This window comes from Anaerostipes stercorihominis (assembly GCF_057535655.1).
The window spans coordinates 127,941-148,387 of the sequence record NZ_BAAJCL010000004.1; the positions used below are offsets into that span (position 1 = coordinate 127,941).

General features: G+C 40.8%; 29 protein-coding genes. 3 read left to right on the top strand and 26 right to left on the bottom strand.

All coding sequences use genetic code 11. From position 1 onward, the window contains the following. Positions 1 to 134: 134 nt before the first annotated feature. From deoC to hbs, 14 genes are all read right to left on the bottom strand, one after another. Positions 135 to 791 (bottom strand): deoxyribose-phosphate aldolase, encoded by a 657-nt coding sequence (gene deoC, locus AC27EF_RS06155; protein ID WP_487109610.1) that lies wholly within the window; start codon positions 789 to 791, stop codon positions 135 to 137. Beyond that, a complete protein-coding gene (locus tag AC27EF_RS06160) occupies positions 769 to 1,698 on the bottom strand; it encodes a carbohydrate kinase family protein (RefSeq protein ID WP_487109612.1) in 930 nt (309 codons plus the stop codon). Before AC27EF_RS06160 ends, deoC begins: the two co-directional genes overlap by 23 nt. A 12-nt stretch (positions 1,699 to 1,710) precedes the next feature. Next, positions 1,711 to 2,319, bottom strand: a complete 609-nt coding sequence (locus tag AC27EF_RS06165; protein WP_487109613.1) for a P-loop nucleotide/nucleoside kinase family protein — start codon at positions 2,317 to 2,319, stop codon at positions 1,711 to 1,713. 52 nt (positions 2,320 to 2,371) lie between these two features. Next, the gene (locus AC27EF_RS06170; RefSeq protein WP_487109615.1) at positions 2,372 to 3,217 is read right to left on the bottom strand and encodes a class II fructose-bisphosphate aldolase; all 846 of its coding nucleotides are present in this window, start codon (positions 3,215 to 3,217) and stop codon (positions 2,372 to 2,374) included. Between the two features lie 49 nt (positions 3,218 to 3,266). Further along, entirely contained in the window at positions 3,267 to 3,644 is a 378-nt protein-coding gene (locus tag AC27EF_RS06175; protein ID WP_487109617.1) for a tetratricopeptide repeat protein, read from the bottom strand. Between the two features lie 32 nt (positions 3,645 to 3,676). Next, on the bottom strand, positions 3,677 to 4,954 hold the full coding sequence (gene ulaA / locus AC27EF_RS06180) for a PTS ascorbate transporter subunit IIC (protein WP_487109619.1): 1,278 nt from the start codon (positions 4,952 to 4,954) through the stop codon (positions 3,677 to 3,679). A 23-nt stretch (positions 4,955 to 4,977) separates the two neighbouring features. Then, on the bottom strand, positions 4,978 to 5,268 hold the full coding sequence (locus AC27EF_RS06185; protein WP_487109621.1) for a PTS sugar transporter subunit IIB: 291 nt from the start codon (positions 5,266 to 5,268) through the stop codon (positions 4,978 to 4,980). Positions 5,269 to 5,290: 22 nt separating this feature from the next. Continuing rightward, entirely contained in the window at positions 5,291 to 5,728 is a 438-nt protein-coding gene (locus tag AC27EF_RS06190) for a PTS sugar transporter subunit IIA (protein WP_487109622.1), read from the bottom strand. A gap of 2 nt (positions 5,729 to 5,730) precedes the next feature. After that, the gene (locus AC27EF_RS06195) at positions 5,731 to 7,692 is read right to left on the bottom strand and encodes a BglG family transcription antiterminator (RefSeq protein ID WP_487109624.1); all 1,962 of its coding nucleotides are present in this window, start codon (positions 7,690 to 7,692) and stop codon (positions 5,731 to 5,733) included. A gap of 123 nt (positions 7,693 to 7,815) precedes the next feature. Continuing rightward, positions 7,816 to 8,112 carry a septum formation initiator family protein gene (locus AC27EF_RS06200; protein WP_487109626.1) on the bottom strand — a complete coding sequence of 99 codons (297 nt, stop codon included), beginning with the start codon at positions 8,110 to 8,112 and terminating at the stop codon, positions 7,816 to 7,818. Then, a complete protein-coding gene (gene yabQ, locus AC27EF_RS06205) occupies positions 8,075 to 8,563 on the bottom strand; it encodes a spore cortex biosynthesis protein YabQ (RefSeq protein WP_487109628.1) in 489 nt (162 codons plus the stop codon). Before yabQ ends, AC27EF_RS06200 begins: the two co-directional genes overlap by 38 nt. Next, positions 8,563 to 8,850, bottom strand: coding sequence for a sporulation protein YabP (gene yabP / locus AC27EF_RS06210; protein WP_487109630.1), 288 nt, complete (start codon positions 8,848 to 8,850; stop codon positions 8,563 to 8,565). Before yabP ends, yabQ begins: the two co-directional genes overlap by 1 nt. A 59-nt stretch (positions 8,851 to 8,909) precedes the next feature. Continuing rightward, positions 8,910 to 9,149, bottom strand: coding sequence for an RNA-binding S4 domain-containing protein (locus AC27EF_RS06215; protein ID WP_487109793.1), 240 nt, complete (start codon positions 9,147 to 9,149; stop codon positions 8,910 to 8,912). 135 nt (positions 9,150 to 9,284) lie between these two features. Next, the gene (gene hbs, locus AC27EF_RS06220; RefSeq protein WP_487109632.1) at positions 9,285 to 9,560 is read right to left on the bottom strand and encodes a non-specific DNA-binding protein Hbs; all 276 of its coding nucleotides are present in this window, start codon (positions 9,558 to 9,560) and stop codon (positions 9,285 to 9,287) included. 223 nt (positions 9,561 to 9,783) lie between these two features. On the opposite strand from hbs, the gene AC27EF_RS06225 reads away from it, so the two are divergent. After that, positions 9,784 to 10,620, top strand: coding sequence for a CvfB family protein (locus AC27EF_RS06225; protein WP_487109634.1), 837 nt, complete (start codon positions 9,784 to 9,786; stop codon positions 10,618 to 10,620). 15 nt (positions 10,621 to 10,635) lie between these two features. Further along, the gene (locus tag AC27EF_RS06230) at positions 10,636 to 11,547 is read left to right on the top strand and encodes a CPBP family intramembrane glutamic endopeptidase (protein ID WP_487109636.1); all 912 of its coding nucleotides are present in this window, start codon (positions 10,636 to 10,638) and stop codon (positions 11,545 to 11,547) included. Positions 11,548 to 11,558: 11 nt separating this feature from the next. On the opposite strand, the gene AC27EF_RS06235 is transcribed toward AC27EF_RS06230, so the two are convergent. From AC27EF_RS06235 to AC27EF_RS06250, 4 genes are all read right to left on the bottom strand, one after another. Then, positions 11,559 to 12,494, bottom strand: coding sequence for a ketopantoate reductase family protein (locus AC27EF_RS06235; protein ID WP_487109638.1), 936 nt, complete (start codon positions 12,492 to 12,494; stop codon positions 11,559 to 11,561). After that, positions 12,491 to 13,264, bottom strand: a complete 774-nt coding sequence (locus AC27EF_RS06240) for a glycoside hydrolase family 25 protein (RefSeq protein ID WP_487109640.1) — start codon at positions 13,262 to 13,264, stop codon at positions 12,491 to 12,493. The genes AC27EF_RS06235 and AC27EF_RS06240 overlap by 4 nt, the downstream gene beginning before the upstream one ends. Positions 13,265 to 13,282: 18 nt before the next feature. Further along, the gene (gene srtB, locus AC27EF_RS06245; protein WP_487109642.1) at positions 13,283 to 13,993 is read right to left on the bottom strand and encodes a class B sortase; all 711 of its coding nucleotides are present in this window, start codon (positions 13,991 to 13,993) and stop codon (positions 13,283 to 13,285) included. Positions 13,994 to 14,205: 212 nt separating this feature from the next. Continuing rightward, positions 14,206 to 14,454: a transcriptional repressor gene (locus tag AC27EF_RS06250; protein WP_487109644.1), complete on the bottom strand. Its 249-nt coding sequence runs from the start codon at positions 14,452 to 14,454 to the stop codon at positions 14,206 to 14,208. A 277-nt stretch (positions 14,455 to 14,731) separates the two neighbouring features. On the opposite strand from AC27EF_RS06250, the gene AC27EF_RS06255 reads away from it, so the two are divergent. Beyond that, positions 14,732 to 15,142: a metal-dependent transcriptional regulator gene (locus AC27EF_RS06255; protein WP_487109646.1), complete on the top strand. Its 411-nt coding sequence runs from the start codon at positions 14,732 to 14,734 to the stop codon at positions 15,140 to 15,142. Between the two features lie 110 nt (positions 15,143 to 15,252). On the opposite strand, the gene AC27EF_RS06260 is transcribed toward AC27EF_RS06255, so the two are convergent. The 8 genes from AC27EF_RS06260 to AC27EF_RS06295 all read right to left on the bottom strand — a co-directional run bounded on the left by AC27EF_RS06260 (position 15,253) and on the right by AC27EF_RS06295 (position 20,345). After that, a complete protein-coding gene (locus AC27EF_RS06260; RefSeq protein WP_487109647.1) occupies positions 15,253 to 15,618 on the bottom strand; it encodes a heavy-metal-associated domain-containing protein in 366 nt (121 codons plus the stop codon). Between the two features lie 146 nt (positions 15,619 to 15,764). Continuing rightward, positions 15,765 to 15,941, bottom strand: coding sequence for a FeoB-associated Cys-rich membrane protein (locus AC27EF_RS06265; protein WP_487109649.1), 177 nt, complete (start codon positions 15,939 to 15,941; stop codon positions 15,765 to 15,767). Positions 15,942 to 16,018: 77 nt separating this feature from the next. Next, positions 16,019 to 18,202, bottom strand: a complete 2,184-nt coding sequence (gene feoB, locus AC27EF_RS06270) for a ferrous iron transport protein B (RefSeq protein ID WP_487109650.1) — start codon at positions 18,200 to 18,202, stop codon at positions 16,019 to 16,021. A gap of 93 nt (positions 18,203 to 18,295) precedes the next feature. Beyond that, a complete protein-coding gene (locus tag AC27EF_RS06275; RefSeq protein ID WP_487109652.1) occupies positions 18,296 to 18,520 on the bottom strand; it encodes a FeoA family protein in 225 nt (74 codons plus the stop codon). Between the two features lie 20 nt (positions 18,521 to 18,540). Next, positions 18,541 to 18,771: a FeoA family protein gene (locus AC27EF_RS06280; protein ID WP_487109654.1), complete on the bottom strand. Its 231-nt coding sequence runs from the start codon at positions 18,769 to 18,771 to the stop codon at positions 18,541 to 18,543. Between the two features lie 114 nt (positions 18,772 to 18,885). Further along, positions 18,886 to 19,194 (bottom strand): DUF2325 domain-containing protein, encoded by a 309-nt coding sequence (locus tag AC27EF_RS06285; RefSeq protein ID WP_487109656.1) that lies wholly within the window; start codon positions 19,192 to 19,194, stop codon positions 18,886 to 18,888. Between the two features lie 72 nt (positions 19,195 to 19,266). Next, complete coding sequence (locus AC27EF_RS06290) at positions 19,267 to 19,698, bottom strand: flavodoxin (protein ID WP_487109657.1); 432 nt, start codon at positions 19,696 to 19,698, stop codon at positions 19,267 to 19,269. A gap of 35 nt (positions 19,699 to 19,733) precedes the next feature. Beyond that, positions 19,734 to 20,345, bottom strand: coding sequence for a DUF3793 family protein (locus AC27EF_RS06295; RefSeq protein ID WP_487109658.1), 612 nt, complete (start codon positions 20,343 to 20,345; stop codon positions 19,734 to 19,736). Positions 20,346 to 20,447: the final 102 nt, after the last annotated feature.

Below are 20,447 nucleotides of genomic sequence, written 5' to 3' on the forward strand. Positions count from 1 at the left end.
AGAGGCGCAGAACTTTTACAATACGAAATTTGGCAGAAAAATTTCTGACAATCTAATTGCTGTATGACGCGGAAAAAGGACAGAAACAAAAATTCCCATCCCTTTTCCTGAAAATTATATAAGTGTAAATGTGTTTATCTGGCACCCGCCTTGGCAATTTTAACCAACCGACTGGTGCCGAGCCGATCTGCCCCCAGCTCAATAAACTTCTGTGCATCTTCAAAGGAACTGATTCCTCCTGCCGCTTTGATCTTAACCTGCGGTCCTACATTCGCTTTAAACAAAGCAATGTCCTCAAAGGTGGCTCCTGCCGTCGAAAATCCCGTTGATGTCTTAATATAATCGGCTTCTGCCCGGGTGACAACCTCACACAACCTGATCTTTTCTTCTTCCGTTAACAGACAGGTTTCAATAATCACTTTCAAAATCTTATCCCCACAGGCAGCCTTTAATCGTCTGATTTCATTTTTTATTGTATCATACTTCCCATCTTTTGTGTCCCCTAAGTTAATCACGATATCAATTTCATCGGCGCCATTTTTTAAGGCATCCTGAATCTCAAATTCCTTAACCTCCGTCGTCTGGTATCCATTTGGAAAGCCAATCACAGTACAGACTGCCATCCGATCTCCCATATACTCTTTTGCCCTTTTTACATAAGAAGGCGGGATACAAACCGAAGCTGTTTGATATGTCATTGCATCATCACATATTTCCTTGATTTCCTCCCATGTTGCCGTCTGTGCAAGCAGGGTGTGATCTACGGTTTTAAAGATCTCTTCTCTTGTCATCTTGTTCTCCTTCCTTTGAAAGCTGTTCCATTACCTGGCTCAATTCCGGTATCGCCGTCTGTGCTCCAATCGATTGTACAGAGATTGCTGATGCCATAGAGCTTAATTTCAATATATCATAAAGCGGCATATTTCTGGATAGCCCATAAGCAAATGCCCCATGAAAAATATCTCCTGCGCCGTTGGTATCCACAGCTTTCACCTGATACGCCGGAAGCCGGCAAAGATTTCCGTTTCTGCGGTATAAAAGTCCCTTTTCTCCCATCGTTATAACCGCATATTTTCCATTAATTTTCTCAATCTCCCGAAAAATCTCAGAACAAATTTCAGGATGGTTCAAATCCAGAGTCTTCCCTGTATACTGTCTTGCAAAATCTTCAGAACAAACTAAATAGTCTACTTCTTTTGCTACTTTCAGGGTACTTTCTCTGCAAGTTCCCGCATCCGCGATGGAAACTGCGTCTTGATACCGGCGAATTGCTTCGACGGTAATCTCCGGTTCATGTCCGTCACTTAAAATTACCGATACCTCTTCCTCAGGGTAATCATAGGATACTTCCTTTAAGTTCCCCGGAAAATTAAAGAGTGTTCTGGAACCATTTTCTCCATTGGAGAATATATAGCTGTGCGGTGTCTCAATCTCATCGTCCGGAATTAAATAGCTCATCCCAATTCCGACGCGTTGGGCAATCTGCCGAAGCTTCTGCCCATAGCCGTCCTGCCCGATTCTGCTGATCAAGCAGACCTGCGCTCCCCAGAGCGCACAAAGATATGCCGCATTAAATGCCGGTCCGCCCCCGCACTCTGTCTTTTGGGTAATGCAGTATTTCTGATTTTCACAAATCGGCTCTGTCAAGGGAATGGTAATATCGTAGGCAGACTGTCCGATGCAAAAAATATATCCCATCTGCGCCTCCTTCTAATCTTTCACCAAATCATACAGTTCCTGAATCACTGCCGGATAATCAATTTTTGTAAAATCCGTTACATCCAGCTCAATCAAATGACCTAAAACAAATGTCCCGTACCCCCGATTCTTACAGCGGTCCATAAAGATATCATATGTCACAAGACAATCTGCTTTTCTGCGGTCTGTCAAAACATCTCCCTTATGATACTTGGAAACCAAATGGCTCAAATGACGTTTTGGATCTAAATCTCTTTTTAGAGAACGTTGAAAGAGTACTTCCAAATCACCGATCAAGCGGAAAGTTACCACTTGGTAATGATGCTGCTCTGCCAGTGTCTGAATTCTTCCTTTTTGCTTATCACTAAACGGATAATCGGAAATTATCGAGTTTCCCTGTTTCAGTTCTTCTTCCATAATTTTATAATACAGCTTCCAACTTTCCTTTTCAATCTGTATTTTTTCTTCCATATTATCAAAGCCATAGCGATCAAATAGCTGTTCTTTCATGTCATCCTGAGAAACTACATGAAATTGCGGCATTCTCTCTAAAATTTTCTGACAGAGATAGCTTTTTCCGGTGGCTGGATACCCTGCCAGTAATACAATTGTCTTTTTCACGTTTCCCTCCCCAAAAACGGCAGGGATTCCTCCCCGCCGCCACTGTGTCTGATTACAGCTTGAATAAAGAAGCTTTTTCCATCACAATCTCTTTGATCTTATCATTTGCCGGACCTAAGAGATTTCTCAAAGAAGTCAAAGGTGTTACATCGTCTGCCGTAAATGTTTTACTTACCACTTCGATGTAGTTTTTATTTAACTCAGTTCCTACGTTGATCTTTTTCATTCCTTCACGAACACAGCGTCTCATATCTTCGTCAGAGACTCCGGTTCCTCCGTGAAGCACCAGACCTACATCTCCAAGCTTTTCTTTCAATTCAGACAGCAATTCATAATTGATTTTTGCTTTTGATTTAAACTGTCCGTGAGTTGTCCCAATGGAAACTGCCAGAGCATCGACTTTGGTCTGCTCTACATAGAACAGTGCATCCTCCGGTTTTGTATACATTGCCTCGTCTTTGGTTACAACAACACCCTCTTCCGCTCCTCCGATGGATCCGATCTCTCCTTCCACAGACACTCCGTTTGCATGTGCATAGGCAACAACTTCCTTGGTATTTCTGATATTTTCCTCAATCGGAAGAGAAGATCCATCATACATTACGGAAGAATATCCAAGATCAATCGCTTTTTTCAGAGCATCAATGTCCTTGCAGTGGTCCATATGAAGCGCAACGCTGATGGAAGATTTCTCTGCCAGCGCTTTCACTGCCGCAATCAATGGCTCAAATCCAATATATTCCGCTGTTCCCAAAGATGTCTGTATAATGACCGGAACATTTAATTCTTCAGCTGCCTGAATCATTGCCGGAAGCATCTCAAAACAGTGCAGATTAAATGCTCCAACAGCTCCCTTCCCTTCATTTTCTTTAAATAATTCTATCAGATTTTTGTACATTTTCTTTTCCTTTCTTTTACTATCATGTCCACAACACAGGAAGAGGTGTCTATGCGTTTCCTCGAATCATATCCTTTGACATTTGCATCAGCTCCTGAACCTTATCCATGTATTCTTTGACTTTTTCATCGTCTTTTGCCTCAGCTGCTTCCTGACGCTTTTTATTGTACAGCTTCATCAGATCCGTCGTTGCTTTCCCGTGCTGCTTGCAAATCTCAAGACTTTCTTCGTAATATTGAATTGCCAAATCTGTTTCTTCTGCCTGTGTATAAAGAGAACCGATTTCATTTAAGAGCAAAATACGTTGGTCTCCTGCTTTCCCATCCAGCTCTTTTTCTTTCTGAGACGCTGCCAAAAGCAGTTCCTCTTTGTTGACAGCCGGTGCCTGCTCTTTTTGTTTCTTTTCTTTTTTCTTAAAGAACAACATAAATTTTTCCTCCTGTCATCGTTACCGTTTTTTTAAAAGATTCCTGTAATTGATTTAATAATCATAAAGAAGAATCCCGTAACAACTGTATCCACATCAGTACATGTCATATTCTGGAATCCGATTTCTCCAAGCATTGGGGAAAGCATTGCCGGTAAAATCATAATAAAAATACCATGCGCGATACAGCCAATGATGGTTCCTCTTCGTCCGCCTACCTGATTTGCAAAAATTCCTGCGGTACCTCCTGCAAAGAAGTTACTCATAACTCCAGGAAGAATCATCGGAAGCCCCAGCATCGGAGTTAAGAACATCCCAATGATAGAACCAACGGTTGTAAAGATAAATCCAAGAATTACTGCATTTGGTGCGTAAGGAAATAACACCGGACAATCCAGCGCCGGTTTGGAGTTTGGTACCAATTTCATGGAAATTCCCTGGAATGCAGGTACTAACTCAGCCAACAGAAGGCGTACACCGGACATTAACACATACAACCCTGTTACAAACTGTAAAGCCTGAAGGAACATAAAGATAATGTAGTTGGTATCTCCCGCATATTCTGCACAGGCAGCCGGTCCGGCAAAAATCGCCACGATCAAGTAAAACGGAACCATAACTACCATGACAGATAAATATGTATCCTGTAAGAATTCAAGACTCTTTGGAAGAGCAACATCTTCTGTAGATTTTGATTTGTCTCCTGTCAGTTTTGAAATTAAAGCAGTAAACATGTATCCAAAGGTACAGAAATGTCCCAGTGCGATGTCATCGCTTCCCGTAATCTGACGCATAACCGGCTGTGCAAACGCCGGCATTAAAGTTGCAAAAGCACCACCGACAATGGAACCGATTAAGATCAAAGGAATCCCTCTTAATCCACAGAAATAAGCAAATACAACACAAAGTGTAGATTCCCATAGCAGTGCCTGACCAGTTAAGAAAATGTACTTAAACGGTGTCAGTCTTGCCAAAATAATATTGACAATAAAGATACCTGCCAGGGTAATTGCAATCTCTGAACCCAGTCCTAGATCTGTCATTGCCTGTCCGTTAATTCCCTCAATGGATGCAACCAGACCTTTTAATCCGAAGGCTTTGTTAAACAAATCTCCGAAAATCGCAAGGGACCCTTGGATTACACTGGATCCGGCAGATAATACCAGAAATCCAAGAATTGTTTTCATTGTTCCGGATACAATTGCACCAATCGGCTTTTTCTGTAATGCCAATCCTAAAAGAGCAATCAAACCGATGACAACAGATGCCTGCGTCAAAATATTCTTAATAATAAAATTTAATATTTCCATTTTCTCTCCTCACTCTCTTTTTCTTATAGTGCGCCCAGTTTTTTTAAAACCGGAGTTAGTTTTTCTTTAATCTCATTTTTATCTACCAGACGATCAAGAAAAACCGTTGGACAATCCAGCGTATAGCGCTCAAATTGCTTTTCAAAATTCTTTCCAGAAAGAATAATATCTGCTTTTGCACCTCCCACACTGGAAATGTCGGTGTGGTCTAATTTTGCTTCCACCCCCAGCTCTTTTAATACGGCGTCCACACTCATCTGGCAGGCAAAACTGCTCCCAAGTCCGGCTCCGCATACAGTTAAAATTTGCAACATAATGTCCTCCTTTCTTAAAAAACTAATTGGTTCCAATGACTTCAAGTAATTCCTCGTAGGTCGCTGCTTTCGCAATATCATCAATGAGTCCGCGTTCTACAAACTCAACGATCATCTTAAGAATATCCATGTGGCTCTCACTATCCACCGCGGAAAAACAAATCATAACTTTGACCGGACTGTTATCCCCTTCAAAAAGTACCGGTTCCTTTAAGGTAATTAAGCTGCATCCGATTCCCAGGGCTCCCTCTTCCGGTCTTGTATGGGGCATCGCCAGTCCCTCGGAAATGATAATGTACGGGCCCAGCTTTTTCACGGCAGAAATAATCCCTTCCACATAAGAGGGTTTTGCACATCCCTGATCTACCAGTATTCCTGCTCCGATGCGAATTGCCTCCTGCCAATCCGAGGCATCAACCTTTAGCTTTACATTCTCTCGATTCAGTACCAATTTTTCCATGATTATTCCTCCCTGTTTTGTAATTGCTCTATAAATTCTTCATAACCTTGTTCTTTAATCAAGCGGCTGACCCCCTGATCTTCGATCAGATAGCGGTAAAGACGTTTAAATACAATCTCCCAAATACTGTACTGGCTTTTCGGGATATTTAACAAAAGTATCACCTGAACTTTTTCATTTTCCCAAACGATGGGCTTTTTCAGAACCATGACCGATACCACGGCGCCTCCGCTGTCATTGGACATCGCATGAGGAATCGCTACCAGATTTCCAAGCTCAGTCGTCGCCATCTCTTCCCTCTTCACAACAGATTGTGCCGCGTCTTTGCTCATAAAATCCTTTTGCATCATTTTTTCTGTCATATAAGCAAGAATCTGCGATTTTTCTTTAAAATCACTATTGGAAAAAAACAGATCTTCTCTGAAAATTCCCCGGTAATCAATGGATTCTTCCCGATTTGAATCTCGCAAAGCATGCTTGATCGTACGAATATCTGATTCTTCCAGAAATAAATTAATTTTCTTGATTTTCTCAGACTGAAAATCGGGAAGCTCTACGGTTGTCAGAACCAGATCTACCTGCTCAATTAATTCTTTGGTAACTTCCCGCTGAGGACACGTCTTCACAACCTCAATCTGATGTCCGAAATTCTGCTTAATTTTTTCTTTTAAAAGCATTGCCGTGGCAACCCCTGCAATACAGACAATCACGGCCTTTTTTCTCTCCAACTTTCGATTCAGACCTTTGCGTTCAAGAGCTGCTCCAAAATGCATTGCGAGAAATCCAATTTCATTCTCTGTAGTCTTAAACTGAAATTTTTCTTCAATAACTTCTCCTGCCAAGACTGCAAGCTCAAATGCCAGTGGATACATATTTTTTACAGAATCCAAAAACTCATTCCGAATGTTCATATCAAACCGCATTCTTTGTACCGCCGCACTTAAATGCATGGCAAGTCCATTGATTAACTGCTTGTCATCAGACAAATCAATTTCTGTTTCTGTTTTAATAGAATCTAAAATTTTTTCAATTTCTTCTTTATATTCATAGTCATCTTCCGGGTCATCAATTAAAAACCTCTGACTGGAAACTAAATGCTGCGTTAGATAGTAAACTTCATCTCCCAAATCTGTGCCAAACTCTTTCCTTATCTGGTCAATAATGTCTTTGGCACACCGAAATTCTTTTTTCGCCTTAAATGATTTAATATCACTTTTTTTGTATGTAACCCTTTTCTGTCTGGCAAACCGCTTTAGCATAATCAGACTGTGAATTAGCACATTCTTAAATGCAAGATCCGTCAGCCTCAAATTATATTCCGAAAGGACATCCAGCAAAATCGACCGCAGTCTTTCAATCTCTCGCTGTGTAAAGATTCTCTGATAGAACTGATTTTCTTCCATCCCAAAATAGCCCTTGCTGTTAAAAATATATTCCGAGATACAATATCGTATTTTTGCCTCGTCCCCTACAATTTTCACTCCCATTTTTTTTGTAATACTGATCCTTAAATCATATTTTTTCAGGATTTTATCAATACTTCTGAAATCTTTTTTTAAGGTGGAAGTACTGATAAACAATTCTTCTTCCAGATCAAAAAAATCCAATTTCTCCATTCTGCCGTTTAGGGAGGACAGCAGCAGCTTAGAGATAATGTATCGAATCCGGTCTTCCGGTTCTGAGGGAATGATATTTTGAAAATTCTTTTCTCTCTTTTCCTGTTCCATCTGATCCTGAAATGCTAAAAAGTTTTCACGATTGGTAATCTTTAAATAATATCCCTGTCCAATCTCTGAAACCACACAGGCTCCCTGATTTTCTAAAACAGCATTTAAATCCTTCATATCATTTCGTATGGTTCTTGATGAGACACCAATGGATACCGCCAGTTGATCTCCTGTCATTCGTTCGTACTTTAACAGCAAATTCAAGATCTGGATACATCGCTTATTTGATATTGCCATTATGTTTCTCCTTCTGTACTAAATTATATGCAATTGCCTGTGGCAAATATAGTTCACTTTTTTCCGCTTTAGGCGGAAAAGAAAAAAGCACACGACTTCATTTTTTTGAAGCCGTGTGCTTTTTTATTCATCACCTTTTAAAAGATACTCTCCCGGATAGAGAAGTCCGAATTTTTCAGTTGCCATCTTTTCAATAAATTCTTTGGTTTTTATATATTCTTTTTTCTCTTTTAACTCTTTTTTTCTTTCTTTTTCCTTTTTGATCTGTGTTTCGATCTGCTTTTGTTCTTTTTCAATCTTTTTTGATTTTTGATAAAGACCCATATAAGCAAACAACATCACAATGACAAAAACAATTACAAAAAACGCAATCATCCTGGTTCTATGATCCATGTCCTTGATTTTTTTTCCCAATGCCATCTGCATCACCTCTTTTGTTTCCTTTCTTTAGTGCCATTTTAACGTTTTTTTTCTCTTTTTTCAATTGCCATCTGAGATTTGTCCTAACACGAACTGCGGGTTTTCTCATCCAATCGAACAGAAGCCGGAAAAGATGCCGGATCATTCTAAAAATTTTTGTCGCTTCTTTGAGAATCAGAGAACTTCCCAGACAATAATACAAAACCACACCGAGCAAGAGACCTAAAAAGAAAAAACCTCGAAGCTCCCCTTGATTATACCAAAACAAAAATCGAAAGCTGGAGAGTCCGACAAAAATCCAAAACAGAATATCTTCTGCGGCAACCCAGAAAGATGTATGTAAAAACACTCTTCGGAATCCCCGAATGATATCATAAATTATGAACAAGCCTCCTCCAAAAAGAATCGAGGCAATGAAAAATAACAGCGGTCTGGTTACGGTTTCCTGCATTATTTCAAAAGCCTTCCTAACAGCCCTTCTTTTTTCCCTCTGGTTTCATCCACATCAGAATACAAAAAACTATCAACCTTCCCGTCAATTTCAACCTCGCCTTTCTCCACCAGCAGGCGTTTTACATGCAGATTCATCCCTTTGATCATCAAAAGACCCTGTTCCGTATCAAGAATAATCTCATTTAAGTCAAAAGATACTACATCCTTCACCCCGGTAATTACGCCTAAAGACCGGTTTAACAAATTAAGTTTATGGCTCTTTATAGGTTGTCTGTCTTCTATCATGACGCTTTTCCCTCCTAAAATGTTTTATACATCTTATGATCGAAACATCTAAAACATGCCTATAAAATACGATACAATTCCTGTGCCTGCTCCTTCTTTACCGTCTCTGCCACCGAAACTACTTCCACAGCCGTTTGTCGGTTTCCAAACTGAATCTCAATTCTGTCTCCGGGTTTTACGTTTGTTCCGGCCTTGGCAGCTTTGCCGTTTACCAATACTCTCCCCGCACTGCAGGCTTCATTGGCAACGGTTCTCCGTTTGATCAGTCTTGACACCTTTAAATATTTATCTAATCTCATCATTTCCTCCTGCTTTCCATAAAACATAAAGCGAACGAATCCGCCTCAAATAGAAAAGTTTTTACTTTGCTATATCATAAAAAGAACTGCCGGTTGAAAAAACCGGCAGCAACAGCAAATATTAAATGAACATTCTTACTCGTTTACAATATCTTTTAAAGCTTTTCCCGCTTTAAATTTTGGCGCTTTAGAAGCAGCAATCTTCATCACTTCACCACTGCGAGGGTTTCTTCCTTCTCTTGCAGCTCTCTGAGAAACTTCAAAAGTTCCAAATCCAACTAACTGAATTTTTTCACCTTTTTTCAGTTCTTCGGCAACTACATCTGTAAAGGCTTTTAATGCTTTTTCAGCATCTTTTTTAGACAATTCTGTTTTCTTTGCAATTGCTGCAACTAATTCTGTCTTGTTCATTAAATTCTCCTCCTAATCTCAACTCAAACATAAGGTTCTATGTTCTTGAACTCGCATAAAATCATTTTATAGTCTTTGCCGATGTTAGTCAAGTAAAATATGATAAAACCTCGATTTTATGCTATTTCTCTGCCTTTTTCTTCCTTATTTCATAGAAACTATGTTATAATGTCCAAAAGGCTGCATACAATGACCATAAATTCACATAGAAAGAGGATAGTTTATGATTCAATTAGGAAAATTTCAAAACTTATATATTGTAAAGGAACGGGATTTCGGAGTCTATTTAAACGACCGCAAAGAATGTACCGACGGAAGTATTCTGCTTCCAAGAAAGCAGGTTCCGGAACATGCCAGGCTTGGAGACTCCATCTCCTGCTTTGTCTATAAAGACTCTGAAGACCGAATGATTGCCACAGTGCATGTTCCCAAAATTACACTCGGCGCCATTCGCTCTCTGCGCGTGAAAGAAATCAGTAAAATCGGTGCTTTTTTAGATTGGGGGCTGGAAAAAGATCTCTTCCTTCCGTTTAAAGAACAACTGGGACATATTCGTCCCAACAAGGAATATTTGGTCTCTCTATATATCGACAAAAGTGAGCGGCTCTGCGCAACGATGAAAATTGGAAAACTTCTCTCTACAGATCACTCTTTGAACGTCAATGACTGGGTCTATGGAACCATTTACAATCTGAATCCTGATCACGGAGCGTTTGTGGCAGTGGAAGATCAGTTTCTCGGCAGAATTCCAAAAAGAGAGCTTCACAATAAATATTCCATCGGAGAACATCTTCGTCTGCGCGTAACCGCAATTACAGAAGACGGAAAACTTACTTTAAGCCCTCAGGATAAAGCGTATCTTCAAATTGATCACGATGCAAAGCTTGTTATGGATACCATCGAAAGCTACGACGGATGTCTTCCGTTTAACGATAAAGCCAAGCCAGAAACCATTGAGCGAGAGCTGGGATTAAGTAAAAATGCTTTTAAACGCGCCGTAGGACGTCTCCTCAAAGACAACCTGATTGAAATTACGAACACGGGAATTTTAAAAAAATAAAGGAGTGATTCACAGATGAATTATATTCGTTCCGCTGGTTTTTTCAGTTTGTTTTATGTATTGTTATATTTCTGTCTTTCCATGGGACTTGGAATCTTTATTTCTGACAGTGAGATTTTTACCTCTTTGTTTTATGGAATTCTTCTTCTTTTTGTTTTTTTATATCTTCGCATCTGCGGGGAACCTTTAAAGCAGACTTTAAGAATCCGTCCGCTTCAAATCGGCTCCTTTTTCCTCATTCTTCTGCTGTCTTTCACCATTCGGCCAGCCGCAGGATTTATTACACAGCTGGGAGATCTTTTTTTTGAGGATATGACATCCAATTCCATTACCCGAATGGCACAAACAAATTTGGCGCTTTCTCTGTTTACTACAGCGTTTCTTCCGGGAATTGCAGAAGAATGTATTTTTCGAGGAGTCCTGTATTCCAGAATCCGCAAAGCAAATCCCATCAAGGGAAATTTGCTGACTGCTCTCTTTTTTGGAATCGCTCATATGAACTTTCAGCAGTTTACTTATGCTTTCTTTTTAGGTATGATTTTCGGACTGTTGATCGAGGCAACGGACTCCATTTTTTCCTCCATCACAGCCCACATGTCCTTTAATGCAGTCTCTCTGATTTTTGCCAGTCTGCTCTCTCATACAAATCAGCTTGCAAAACTGTCGGAAACCTCCTCAGGCGCTGATCTGACAGCTCTCGCCGTATCTTTTCCAATTGCCGCAGTCAGTCTGGTATCCAGTCTGGCACTGCTGATATTCATTGCCAAGCTCAATGGAAGACTTGGTTATATGAAAACATGGTTTTCCAAAGATATCCGTAAAACCTGGCCAAAAGAAAAAGCAGCAAATCTTTCATTCTTTGCTGCTCTTGGAATCTGTTTTCTCATCGCCCTTATCATGGAGCTTGCCAACCGGATTCTTGCATAGACTCATCATCCCTATGCTTTTTCATGATGATTCCATGCTTCCAAAGCTTTCAGACAATCATACAGCATCTGGTTGTAAGGAGTTGGGATTCCCAGCTCCCTTCCCATGCGAAGAATGGTTCCTGCAAACATATCTACTTCTGTGGTTCTTCCGTGAATGATATCTTGTGTCGTTGAAGTCTTTCCATAAAATGGATACGTTTCAATTTTCTTTCTCTGCTCTGTCAAATCTTCTTCCGTCAGATGAATTCCCTTTGCCTTTGCAATGGATATCACTTCCCTTGCAGCACACTCTCTCAGATGATTGGCGTCCGGGCTCACCTGAAACAATCCATAGGGAGCCTTTAAAATTGCAGACGTCTGATTTTCACTGACATTGGTCATAAATTTATGCCACATATTGCGCAGCATATCCTTTGGAATTTGGTATCCGATTCCGCTTTTTTCAAATAAATCCCTGACTGCACAGACATCCTCCGACAATTCCTCATTTTTTGCATCTCCGAAAGAAATTTCTCCCCATCCTGAAGGATATGTGATTTTTCCATGATCATTGATGGAAGGAATCCGAATCACCGAATAGAGAATATGATTTTTGGGGAACCGTTTTCTTAAAATTTCTTCGCTTTCCACCCCATTCAGCAGCGAAATCAAAATCGTATTCTCGTCAATGCACCCTGACATATCTTCCATTGCCTGAGAAAGCCCCTGATATTTTACGGAAAAAATGCACAAATCTGCCGGCGCTTTCGCTTCCATAGGATCTGTTATCCGAAAGCGCCAAACTCGATCATTAATACAACATCCTTGCTTTTCTAACCGCTTGCGCCGCTCTCCTCCCGCAATCACCGTAAATGCCTCATGCCCCATAGCCTGTTCCAGCTTTGGCGCCACATATCCCCCGATGGCACCCAGTCCAATCAAAGCCGCTGTCTTTATCTCTCTCATTTTGTTGACCTCTCTTTCGCTGTTTTGCTCTCTACCAAATAATAATTTACATCGCATCGTCCGCTTCCGGTATTTGCCCCCGGAACAGATTCAGAGCTGCTGTACTGCCACATTTGATAAGGAAACGGAATATCCGGTCCCTCTGTCTTTGTGTAATGTGCAACCCACAGTTTATATTGCCTTATTATAGAATATGAAAAATAATTTTTCAAGGCAGATGCGCTGGAATATATCATCGGCTCAAAGCCTGCTTTTTTTATTTCCTCACAAAAAGTTTTTGTAATCGCTGTGGTATTCTCTCTTCCCGTATCAAAAACCTTTTTCTCTTCGATGTCAAATGCCACCGGAAGATCTAAATCCGATGGCTCAATCCCCTGTTTGCGAAGCAGCGACAGACAATGCTTCGCCTCCTTTTTTGCATCCTCCACGGTAAGTGCATAGGAATAATAATAAACCCCTCGCCGAATTGCCGCGTAGCCGGCATTTCGGTAATTGACGGCAAACTTTTCATCCATACTGCCTTTCCTGTTTTTATTCATTCCAGAACCAATTTTCAGCATTGCGTGATTGATTTCCTGATCCTTCACCTTTCTCCACTGAATCGTTCCGTTATACGCCGATACATCAATCACTTTGATCCTTCCTTGCTGTATCCTTGTCTGTATCGGAAATCCTATGGTCTGAACAATCCATAAAAAAACTACGGCTACTATCATTAAAAAAGCTGCAATTCCTTTTAATTCTCTTTTGTTTCGTTTCGTCAATTTCATGAAAAACCTCACCTACGATTACTCTTCGACGGCATGCACAAAAGTGCGGTAGTCCTCTTTCTCATAACTGCATGTTACAAACGTATAGATTCTCTGTATCCGCTCTTTCTCGTTCCTCTCATCCACTGTCTCGCTTTCTTTCCAAAGAAATTTTAAATATGCCTTCCGTTCTTTTTCTGCTGAAAACAAAATTGGAATCTTGGTATTGGCCTCCTTTGCATAAGCGCTGATCACTCTTAGTTTTTTCGTATCATCCGGTGTAGTAAGAAAAATAACAGAATGTTTTTTCACAAAAGCTTTCTCACGAAATTTTAATAAATCAGCAAACATCGTTCCGTTTTTCATATGATGTCCGTAAATCACGTTGTTATCTGCTGAGAAATCCTTTTTGCCCTTGTAATCCATGAATATTGCCCCTGAAGGATTTTTCTTTCCATCAACCGTCTCATGCAAATATTTTTTATTATCCTTTCCCTGAACAATCGGGTAATCTATCTCTGTGCCGGGAACATAGATCCATCCAATCACATCTGGATTTATTTTTTTTAATTTTTTAAAATCAATTTTTCTTTTCCCATTTTGTAATTTCCTTTCTGCCTTCTCCCTAAGTTTCTGATACGAAGCTTCTGCCTCCTGATAGGAAACGGAGGAACCCAATAATCTTAATGCACTGTACAAAAAAACCACTCCAAAACCTGCCAAAAGCAAGTACCACATACATCTTTTCACTGCACTCCCTCTTTTCTTAACCATTGCAAAACAGACGCAGTCCCCACGCCTTTGATTCGATCGGAGCAGGAACTTTCTTATATCATAACAGAAAAAGTATCTGATTTCCTAAAAAGAAACCAAATACTTTCTTAAAATTGTATGTACCCAAAACGAACACCTTCACTATACATGAAAGTGTTCGTCTTGCGTATGATTTATTTATAAAATAATTACTGTTTCATTTGGTCTTTAATGCAATAGACACTTCTCCTCTCCAGGACACCGATCTCTTCTAAGGTTGCCATCATGCGATACACCGTAGCAATGCCAATCGAAGGGTCCTGTTTGCGAACTTCATAGTAAATCTCTTTGCAACTCTCCCATTGTCCGTTAAGAATCACATTCAATAAGATCCTTCTCTGCTCTGTCATCCGCTTCCCACTCTGCTGTAAAACTTTTTCTACCTCTTTCTGACACATTCTGCTACCGCCTCACTTTTTACGGCATAACCTATGGATAAAGTCTATGGCATAACACTTTATCCGTAGGTTTCTGCTCCATAAATGATTATACTATATAAAGATCGCTTATGAGTTAGTCTCATCTAATCTCATATATAGGTTAGCACAATCTAACCGCATTGTCAATCCAATTTTTTGAAAAGTTTTATAAGTTTCTATGCGTTGAATTCAATGTCTATCTATGATAGAATAAGCTATACACTTATGAAATAAATATATTAAGGAGGCATACTTTTTGAAAATACAAGAATCCGCTGAAAATTATCTGGAGGCTATCTTGGTTTTAAAGGAACAAAAAGGAAATGTTCGTTCCATTGATATTGCACATCACTTAAATTTTTCCAAACCAAGTGTGAGCGTTGCCATGAAGAATCTTCGCAATGCAGAGTATGTAACCGTTGATTCTGATGGTTTCCTTAGCTTAACCGACTCCGGGAGACAGATTGCCGAAACCATCTATGAACGACACACAGTCTTATCCAGTATGCTCATAACCCTGGGAGTACCGGAAGAGATTGCAACCGAAGATGCCTGCCGAATCGAACATGTCATCAGTCCGGAAAGTTTCCATGCAATCAAAGAACATTTAAGTTCTCAGGAACACCTTAAGGCGCTGAAGCACAAGGATATTTCCACGATAACATAGGATGAAAGCGGACAAGCTATGTTGAAATTCTCTATACTGAAAAAAACACTTACAGAGTCCTTCTTTTTCTCTCTGTAAGTGTTTTTTCATAAAATGGCAAACTCAAACCTCTATTGAACCGACCGAACATGATATCCGGCATCTTCTACCGCTTTTTGCAGATCTATCTCACTTAACGGCCGGTCATAGGACACAACTGCTTTATTTTCTTTGAAAAAAACCTTTGCCGAAGCCCCTTCTATGCCATTGACTGCATTGGCTACCTTTTCTGCACAGCGCTCGCAAGTCATCCCCTCAAGTTTTAACACTTTTGTGCCCATTACCGGACCGTCCAGTGTTTTCTGTCTTTTTTCCCCTCTGTAAGATTTCCCTCCTCCTCCGCAGCACGCCCCCTCTCCCCGAAAATGTTTCAGAGAATTTTTCAATGCAAACGCAAGTAATACGACAACTGCCAAAAGAATGACTGCATCTGTCATGGTTCAACACCTCTTTCTTATCTTTGTTTCTTCCGCCATTTCTTCACCATCTGGAAAAGCTGGTAAATACCAACACCTACAAAGTATAGGACAAGAACGATCGCAAAAAGATAGAACATGGAAGTTGTGGAGTCTCCCATTCTTCCTCACCTCCTGTACTTTTCCGGGGAATCTGATCCGTCAAATCGGCTGCCGCAGCCTGCACACCCGGCACAATTTCCTCCGCAGTCTCCCCCTTGTTTTTTCTTTTTCCTCTGTTGATAAAGTATCCATATACAATACCCGAAAATAAGAATTAAAATAATCACGCTCATCGGATTCATCTTTTTCCCCCTTTTTCTAATACCCAAGACGAAGAAGCCGGATCCATATCCGGCTCCCACTCAATCTGTTATTTTTTCTATACCTGCACAGATCTCTTAGAATAAACCTTTTGATTTTTATATGGGTCTGGTCTGAACAGTAAAAACAGGAGAATCAGTAAAAGTACAATTCCTGCTGCTGTTCCTGCTGTAAAAGCTCCTCCCATCGCAAAAGATCCGATCTGATATACAATCAAGGTTACTGCATAGGCAAATACATTCTGGAATAAAATCGCAAACCAGAACCATTTTCTGGACTGCATCTGCTGCGCCATCGTTGCAATCGCTGCCAGACAAGGAGAATCCAGAAGATTAAATAACAGGAAGGAAAATGCTGCAACAGAAGTCGGGAACCATGTCTGCACAGCCTGCGCCACAGTCACCGGATCTTCTGACGCATCCCCTGCTACATTTGCAATGACGCCCATCGTTGTTACAATTGCTTCCTTTGCTGTAAAGCCAGATAAAGAAGATGCAACTGCCTGCCATTCTCCGAAGCCAAGCGGTGCGAAAATCGGTGCAATTGCTCCTCCAATCACTGCCAAAAGGCTATCCGCACTGTCTTCTACCATTCCAAAGCTTCCACCCACAAAACCGAATCCGCCTAAGAACCACATAACCACACATGCAAGGAAGAGAATTGTTCCTGCTTTGATAATAAATCCTTTTAATCTGTCCCAAACGTGAAGCAGCACCGTTTTCGCAGACGGAATATGATATTGAGGAAGTTCCATTACAAAAGGCGCCGGTTTTCCGGAAAATGGTTTTGTCTTTTTCAAAATAATTGCCGAAACCAGAACTGCCGCGATACCGATAAAATACATCAGCGGCGCCATAAAGCCTCCCGCTTCATAACTGCCCGTTGCATAGCTGGTCATCACTCCGCCCATCATGGCAATGACCGGAAGCTTAGCACCGCACGGGATGAAGGTTGCCGTCATAATCGTCAGTCTTCTGTCATTGTCCTGCTCAATGGTTTTCGATGCCATAATTCCCGGAATTCCGCATCCAGAAGAAATTAACAGCGGAATAAATGATTTTCCTGATAATCCAAAATGACGGAATACACGGTCCATAACGAATGCAATACGTACCATATAGCCGCAGTCTTCTAAAACAGATAAGAACAGGAATAAAATTGCCATCTGAGGCACAAATCCCAGAACCGCTCCAAGGCCGCCAATAATACCGTCAACCACAAGACCATTCACAAGATCTCCCGCACCGATGCTTCCCAAGAAGCCTCCTGCGGCATTCTGAACTGCCACCACAAATACATCATTGGTCCAGTCTGTAACAAAGGTACCCACAGTTGTTACAGATACATAATAGACAACAAACATTACTGCAATAAAAATCGGAATACCGAGAATACGGTTTGTGACGATTCGGTCAATTTTATCCGATACCGTCAGCTTTTCTCCGCCTTTTTTTACCGTAGTTCCTACAATTTTTTGAATAAACTGATACCGTTCGTCTGTGATCACGCTTTCCATATCGTCATCTTTTGCCGCTTCCAACTTTTTGCGGTTTTCTTCTACGATCGAAGCTGCGCTGGCAGCCAACGCTGTACTTTCAAAAACCTTGCTGTCATTTTCAAGGAATTTTACTGCATACCATCTTTTTTTATCCTCGGTTACATCTGCCGGCACCACCTTTTTTACTTCTGCAATGGCAGCTTCCAGATCCTTTGAAAAAATTTCTTTTGGAAGATCAACGGTCTTCTTCTTTGCCACACGAACTGCCTCGTCCACAACCTCTTCCAAGCCGCTCTGCTTTAATGCAGAAGTCTCTACAATCGGACAGTCAAGAAGCATAGACAGGCGTTCTACATCAATTTTAATCCCTCGCTTCTCCAGCAAATCTGCCATATTCAGCGCAATAACAACCGGAACTCCGGTCTCAATTAACTGTGTAGTCAAATATAAATTTCGTTCAATGTTTGTCGCATCCACCAGATCTATAATCACATCCGGGTGTTCATTTAGCAGGAAGTCACGACTAACCACTTCCTCCAATGTATACGGGGAAAGAGAATAAATTCCAGGAAGATCCGTAATTGTAATATCCTCTCCCTTTCTCTTTCCTTTTAATTTACCTTCTTTTTTCTCTACGGTAACACCCGGCCAGTTTCCCACATACTGATTGGCTCCTGTCAAGGCATTGAACATGGTTGTTTTTCCACAGTTCGGGTTACCTGCAAGCGCAATATTAATAGCCATTTCTTTTTACCTCCCTTGGCTTCTGCCCAATTCCAACAACATTTGTTAGATCCTACGGATCTCCACATATTAGTTACTACTAACCTATGTACATTAAATTTCTCTTACTTCGACACACTGCGCATCGTTCTTTCTCACAGAAAGCTCATATCCCCGCACTGTAATTTCCACAGGATCCCCCAGCGGTGCCACTTTCCGAATATAGAGCTCGCTTCCCTTTGTAATCCCCATATCCATAATTCGACGTTTGTAAGCGCCATCTCCATCAATCTTTGATACTATAACCGTTGTTCCAACAACTGCCTCTCCTAATGTCATGACGGTATCTCCTTTCCTTCTCATCTGATCTCACAGTCACACGAAACCATAATATGCTTTGCCATATCTTTATTGATTGCAACTCTTGCATCTTTGACATTTACGATTAAATTTCCTCCGATTGCCGACAAAACGGTCACAGATGCTCCCGCAATAAACCCGAGATTCTCAAGAAATCGTCTGGTTTCCTCATTTCCACCGACTCTCTGAATGATACATGTTTCTCCAATTCCAACCATAATCAACGGCATTTTGCTTCCTCTTTTCTGCTTGTGCTTCTGTCTTTCTCAATCGTTAGTATGCGCTAACCATTTCATTTTGTCAAGCGTTTTTCCAAATTTTTATATATTTTTCCCAACTTCATATTATACTGTTAGAATTTCTGATCTGCTCTTTTGACAGCGTTCCTCTAAAATTTCTGTCAGCGCAGCCTGACTGCTGGAATGACTTCTGACCACCTCGATGTTCTTATTTTCTGCCTCGCTGACGGCACATTTTACCATTTTATGGGATACCGTATTGGTAAAGAGAACAACCAAATCCGGGTTTCCTATTTTTTTATTTAACGATGACGGCATTTGAGTAAATATTTTGGCTTTACATCGATGTTTCTTACAAATTTCCCGATAACGACAGACCATACGGTCATGACCTCCGATAATTACAACACTCATTATGACCCTCCTTCTTTCAAATAAGTTTTGCCGGACATGTTTTCTATGCCCGGCACCCCTTTTTATTTCCCACTAGACAGCTGCAAGCTCTTTCCCCAGAGCTTTTAATTGATCCTGCGCTTCCTCATCCGGTGCTTCCTGACAAATGGCATCCTCTCCGCCAGCCACAACAGCTCCGGCTTCCTGCATCTGATCGACCCAGTTTCTCATCCACTCACCGTCTCCCCAGCCGTAAGACCCAAATAATCCAATGGTTTTTCCCGCGGCAAACCCTGTTACTTCTTCCACGAATGGTTCCATCACGGATTCCTCCAGCTGCTCCACTCCCATAGAAGGGCAGCCTAAAGCAAATGCGGCAGCATCTTTCAGATCAGACGCCTGAATCTCATCTACGGAAACAACTTTTGCTTCTTTCCCGCCTTCTCGAATTCCCTCTGCGACATAGTCTGCCATAACCTGCGTATTTCCTGTTCCTGTCCAGTAAACTACCATAATTTCGTTCATTTCTTATCCTCCTTTGAACGTTTCTTTTTTATTTTTTAGGCATATTTTGGAACCTGATAGTTTTGATAAGATTCCACCATCTGCCCAATGGATTTCCCGTATTCCACCTGCTTCACCATTTGGTATCGAATTAAATCGTAGATATCAAACAGCTTTTTGGTTTCTTCTAAATTTCCATAAATTTTCCAATATCCTGAATATAAACAATTTTTCCCATGGTTTTTAATAAAACCAGTGACATCACACAATGGATATCCAAGAATTAAGCCAAGCTCATGAGGAAACTCTCCCTGTTCGTTTTTGTAAAGTTTATATCGTTTTCTGAGTGTATAAAGGATATTTTGAATCTGAAAGGATGAATAGCCGCAGTTTTCTAAAAATTTTCGATTTTTGATTCCCATCAGATATGCCAGCATTTGCTGTTCCCGGTAAAGAAGCCAAAAGCATTTTCCTTCTTCGGAATGGATGAGGGCACATCGGATCTCTGTCCCTTTCAGAGACTGCACTAATTCTTTTGAATCTGTAAAATCAAGAGTCACTGCGTTGGATGGCTTTACATCTGCCAAAACAGGGGCGCAATGCATTGCCAGCTGCATCTGCATACATTTGCTCCACTTTACCTGACTTAACTCTGTTTGATATCTCATTTGCTTCCTCCTTACGGTTAGTTTTAACTAACTATTTGTATCATACGCCATGTAATTGATTTTGTCTACACAAAAAAATGAGAAGAATTATCACTAATAATC

What these genes read in the sequence shown, in the direction of transcription:
- deoC (WP_487109610.1), bottom strand. Translation starts at nt 791, where the DNA reads ATGACAAGAGAAGAGATCTTTAAAACCGTAGATCACACCCTGCTTGCA.
- AC27EF_RS06160 (WP_487109612.1), bottom strand. Translation starts at nt 1,698, where the DNA reads ATGGGATATATTTTTTGCATCGGACAGTCTGCCTACGATATTACCATT.
- AC27EF_RS06170 (WP_487109615.1), bottom strand. Translation starts at nt 3,217, where the DNA reads ATGTACAAAAATCTGATAGAATTATTTAAAGAAAATGAAGGGAAGGGA.
- AC27EF_RS06175 (WP_487109617.1), bottom strand. Translation starts at nt 3,644, where the DNA reads ATGTTGTTCTTTAAGAAAAAAGAAAAGAAACAAAAAGAGCAGGCACCG.
- ulaA (WP_487109619.1), bottom strand. Translation starts at nt 4,954, where the DNA reads ATGGAAATATTAAATTTTATTATTAAGAATATTTTGACGCAGGCATCT.
- AC27EF_RS06185 (WP_487109621.1), bottom strand. Translation starts at nt 5,268, where the DNA reads ATGTTGCAAATTTTAACTGTATGCGGAGCCGGACTTGGGAGCAGTTTT.
- AC27EF_RS06190 (WP_487109622.1), bottom strand. Translation starts at nt 5,728, where the DNA reads ATGGAAAAATTGGTACTGAATCGAGAGAATGTAAAGCTAAAGGTTGAT.
- AC27EF_RS06195 (WP_487109624.1), bottom strand. Translation starts at nt 7,692, where the DNA reads ATGGCAATATCAAATAAGCGATGTATCCAGATCTTGAATTTGCTGTTA.
- AC27EF_RS06200 (WP_487109626.1), bottom strand. Translation starts at nt 8,112, where the DNA reads ATGGCATTGGGAAAAAAAATCAAGGACATGGATCATAGAACCAGGATG.
- yabQ (WP_487109628.1), bottom strand. Translation starts at nt 8,563, where the DNA reads ATGCAGGAAACCGTAACCAGACCGCTGTTATTTTTCATTGCCTCGATT.
- yabP (WP_487109630.1), bottom strand. Translation starts at nt 8,850, where the DNA reads ATGATAGAAGACAGACAACCTATAAAGAGCCATAAACTTAATTTGTTA.
- AC27EF_RS06215 (WP_487109793.1), bottom strand. Translation starts at nt 9,149, where the DNA reads ATGAGATTAGATAAATATTTAAAGGTGTCAAGACTGATCAAACGGAGA.
- hbs (WP_487109632.1), bottom strand. Translation starts at nt 9,560, where the DNA reads ATGAACAAGACAGAATTAGTTGCAGCAATTGCAAAGAAAACAGAATTG.
- AC27EF_RS06225 (WP_487109634.1), top strand. Translation starts at nt 9,784, where the DNA reads ATGATTCAATTAGGAAAATTTCAAAACTTATATATTGTAAAGGAACGG.
- AC27EF_RS06230 (WP_487109636.1), top strand. Translation starts at nt 10,636, where the DNA reads ATGAATTATATTCGTTCCGCTGGTTTTTTCAGTTTGTTTTATGTATTG.
- AC27EF_RS06235 (WP_487109638.1), bottom strand. Translation starts at nt 12,494, where the DNA reads ATGAGAGAGATAAAGACAGCGGCTTTGATTGGACTGGGTGCCATCGGG.
- AC27EF_RS06240 (WP_487109640.1), bottom strand. Translation starts at nt 13,264, where the DNA reads ATGAAATTGACGAAACGAAACAAAAGAGAATTAAAAGGAATTGCAGCT.
- AC27EF_RS06250 (WP_487109644.1), bottom strand. Translation starts at nt 14,454, where the DNA reads ATGTGTCAGAAAGAGGTAGAAAAAGTTTTACAGCAGAGTGGGAAGCGG.
- AC27EF_RS06260 (WP_487109647.1), bottom strand. Translation starts at nt 15,618, where the DNA reads ATGACAGATGCAGTCATTCTTTTGGCAGTTGTCGTATTACTTGCGTTT.
- AC27EF_RS06265 (WP_487109649.1), bottom strand. Translation starts at nt 15,941, where the DNA reads ATGAATCCGATGAGCGTGATTATTTTAATTCTTATTTTCGGGTATTGT.
- feoB (WP_487109650.1), bottom strand. Translation starts at nt 18,202, where the DNA reads ATGGCTATTAATATTGCGCTTGCAGGTAACCCGAACTGTGGAAAAACA.
- AC27EF_RS06275 (WP_487109652.1), bottom strand. Translation starts at nt 18,520, where the DNA reads ATGACATTAGGAGAGGCAGTTGTTGGAACAACGGTTATAGTATCAAAG.
- AC27EF_RS06280 (WP_487109654.1), bottom strand. Translation starts at nt 18,771, where the DNA reads ATGCCGTTGATTATGGTTGGAATTGGAGAAACATGTATCATTCAGAGA.
- AC27EF_RS06285 (WP_487109656.1), bottom strand. Translation starts at nt 19,194, where the DNA reads ATGAGTGTTGTAATTATCGGAGGTCATGACCGTATGGTCTGTCGTTAT.
- AC27EF_RS06290 (WP_487109657.1), bottom strand. Translation starts at nt 19,698, where the DNA reads ATGAACGAAATTATGGTAGTTTACTGGACAGGAACAGGAAATACGCAG.
- AC27EF_RS06295 (WP_487109658.1), bottom strand. Translation starts at nt 20,345, where the DNA reads ATGAGATATCAAACAGAGTTAAGTCAGGTAAAGTGGAGCAAATGTATG.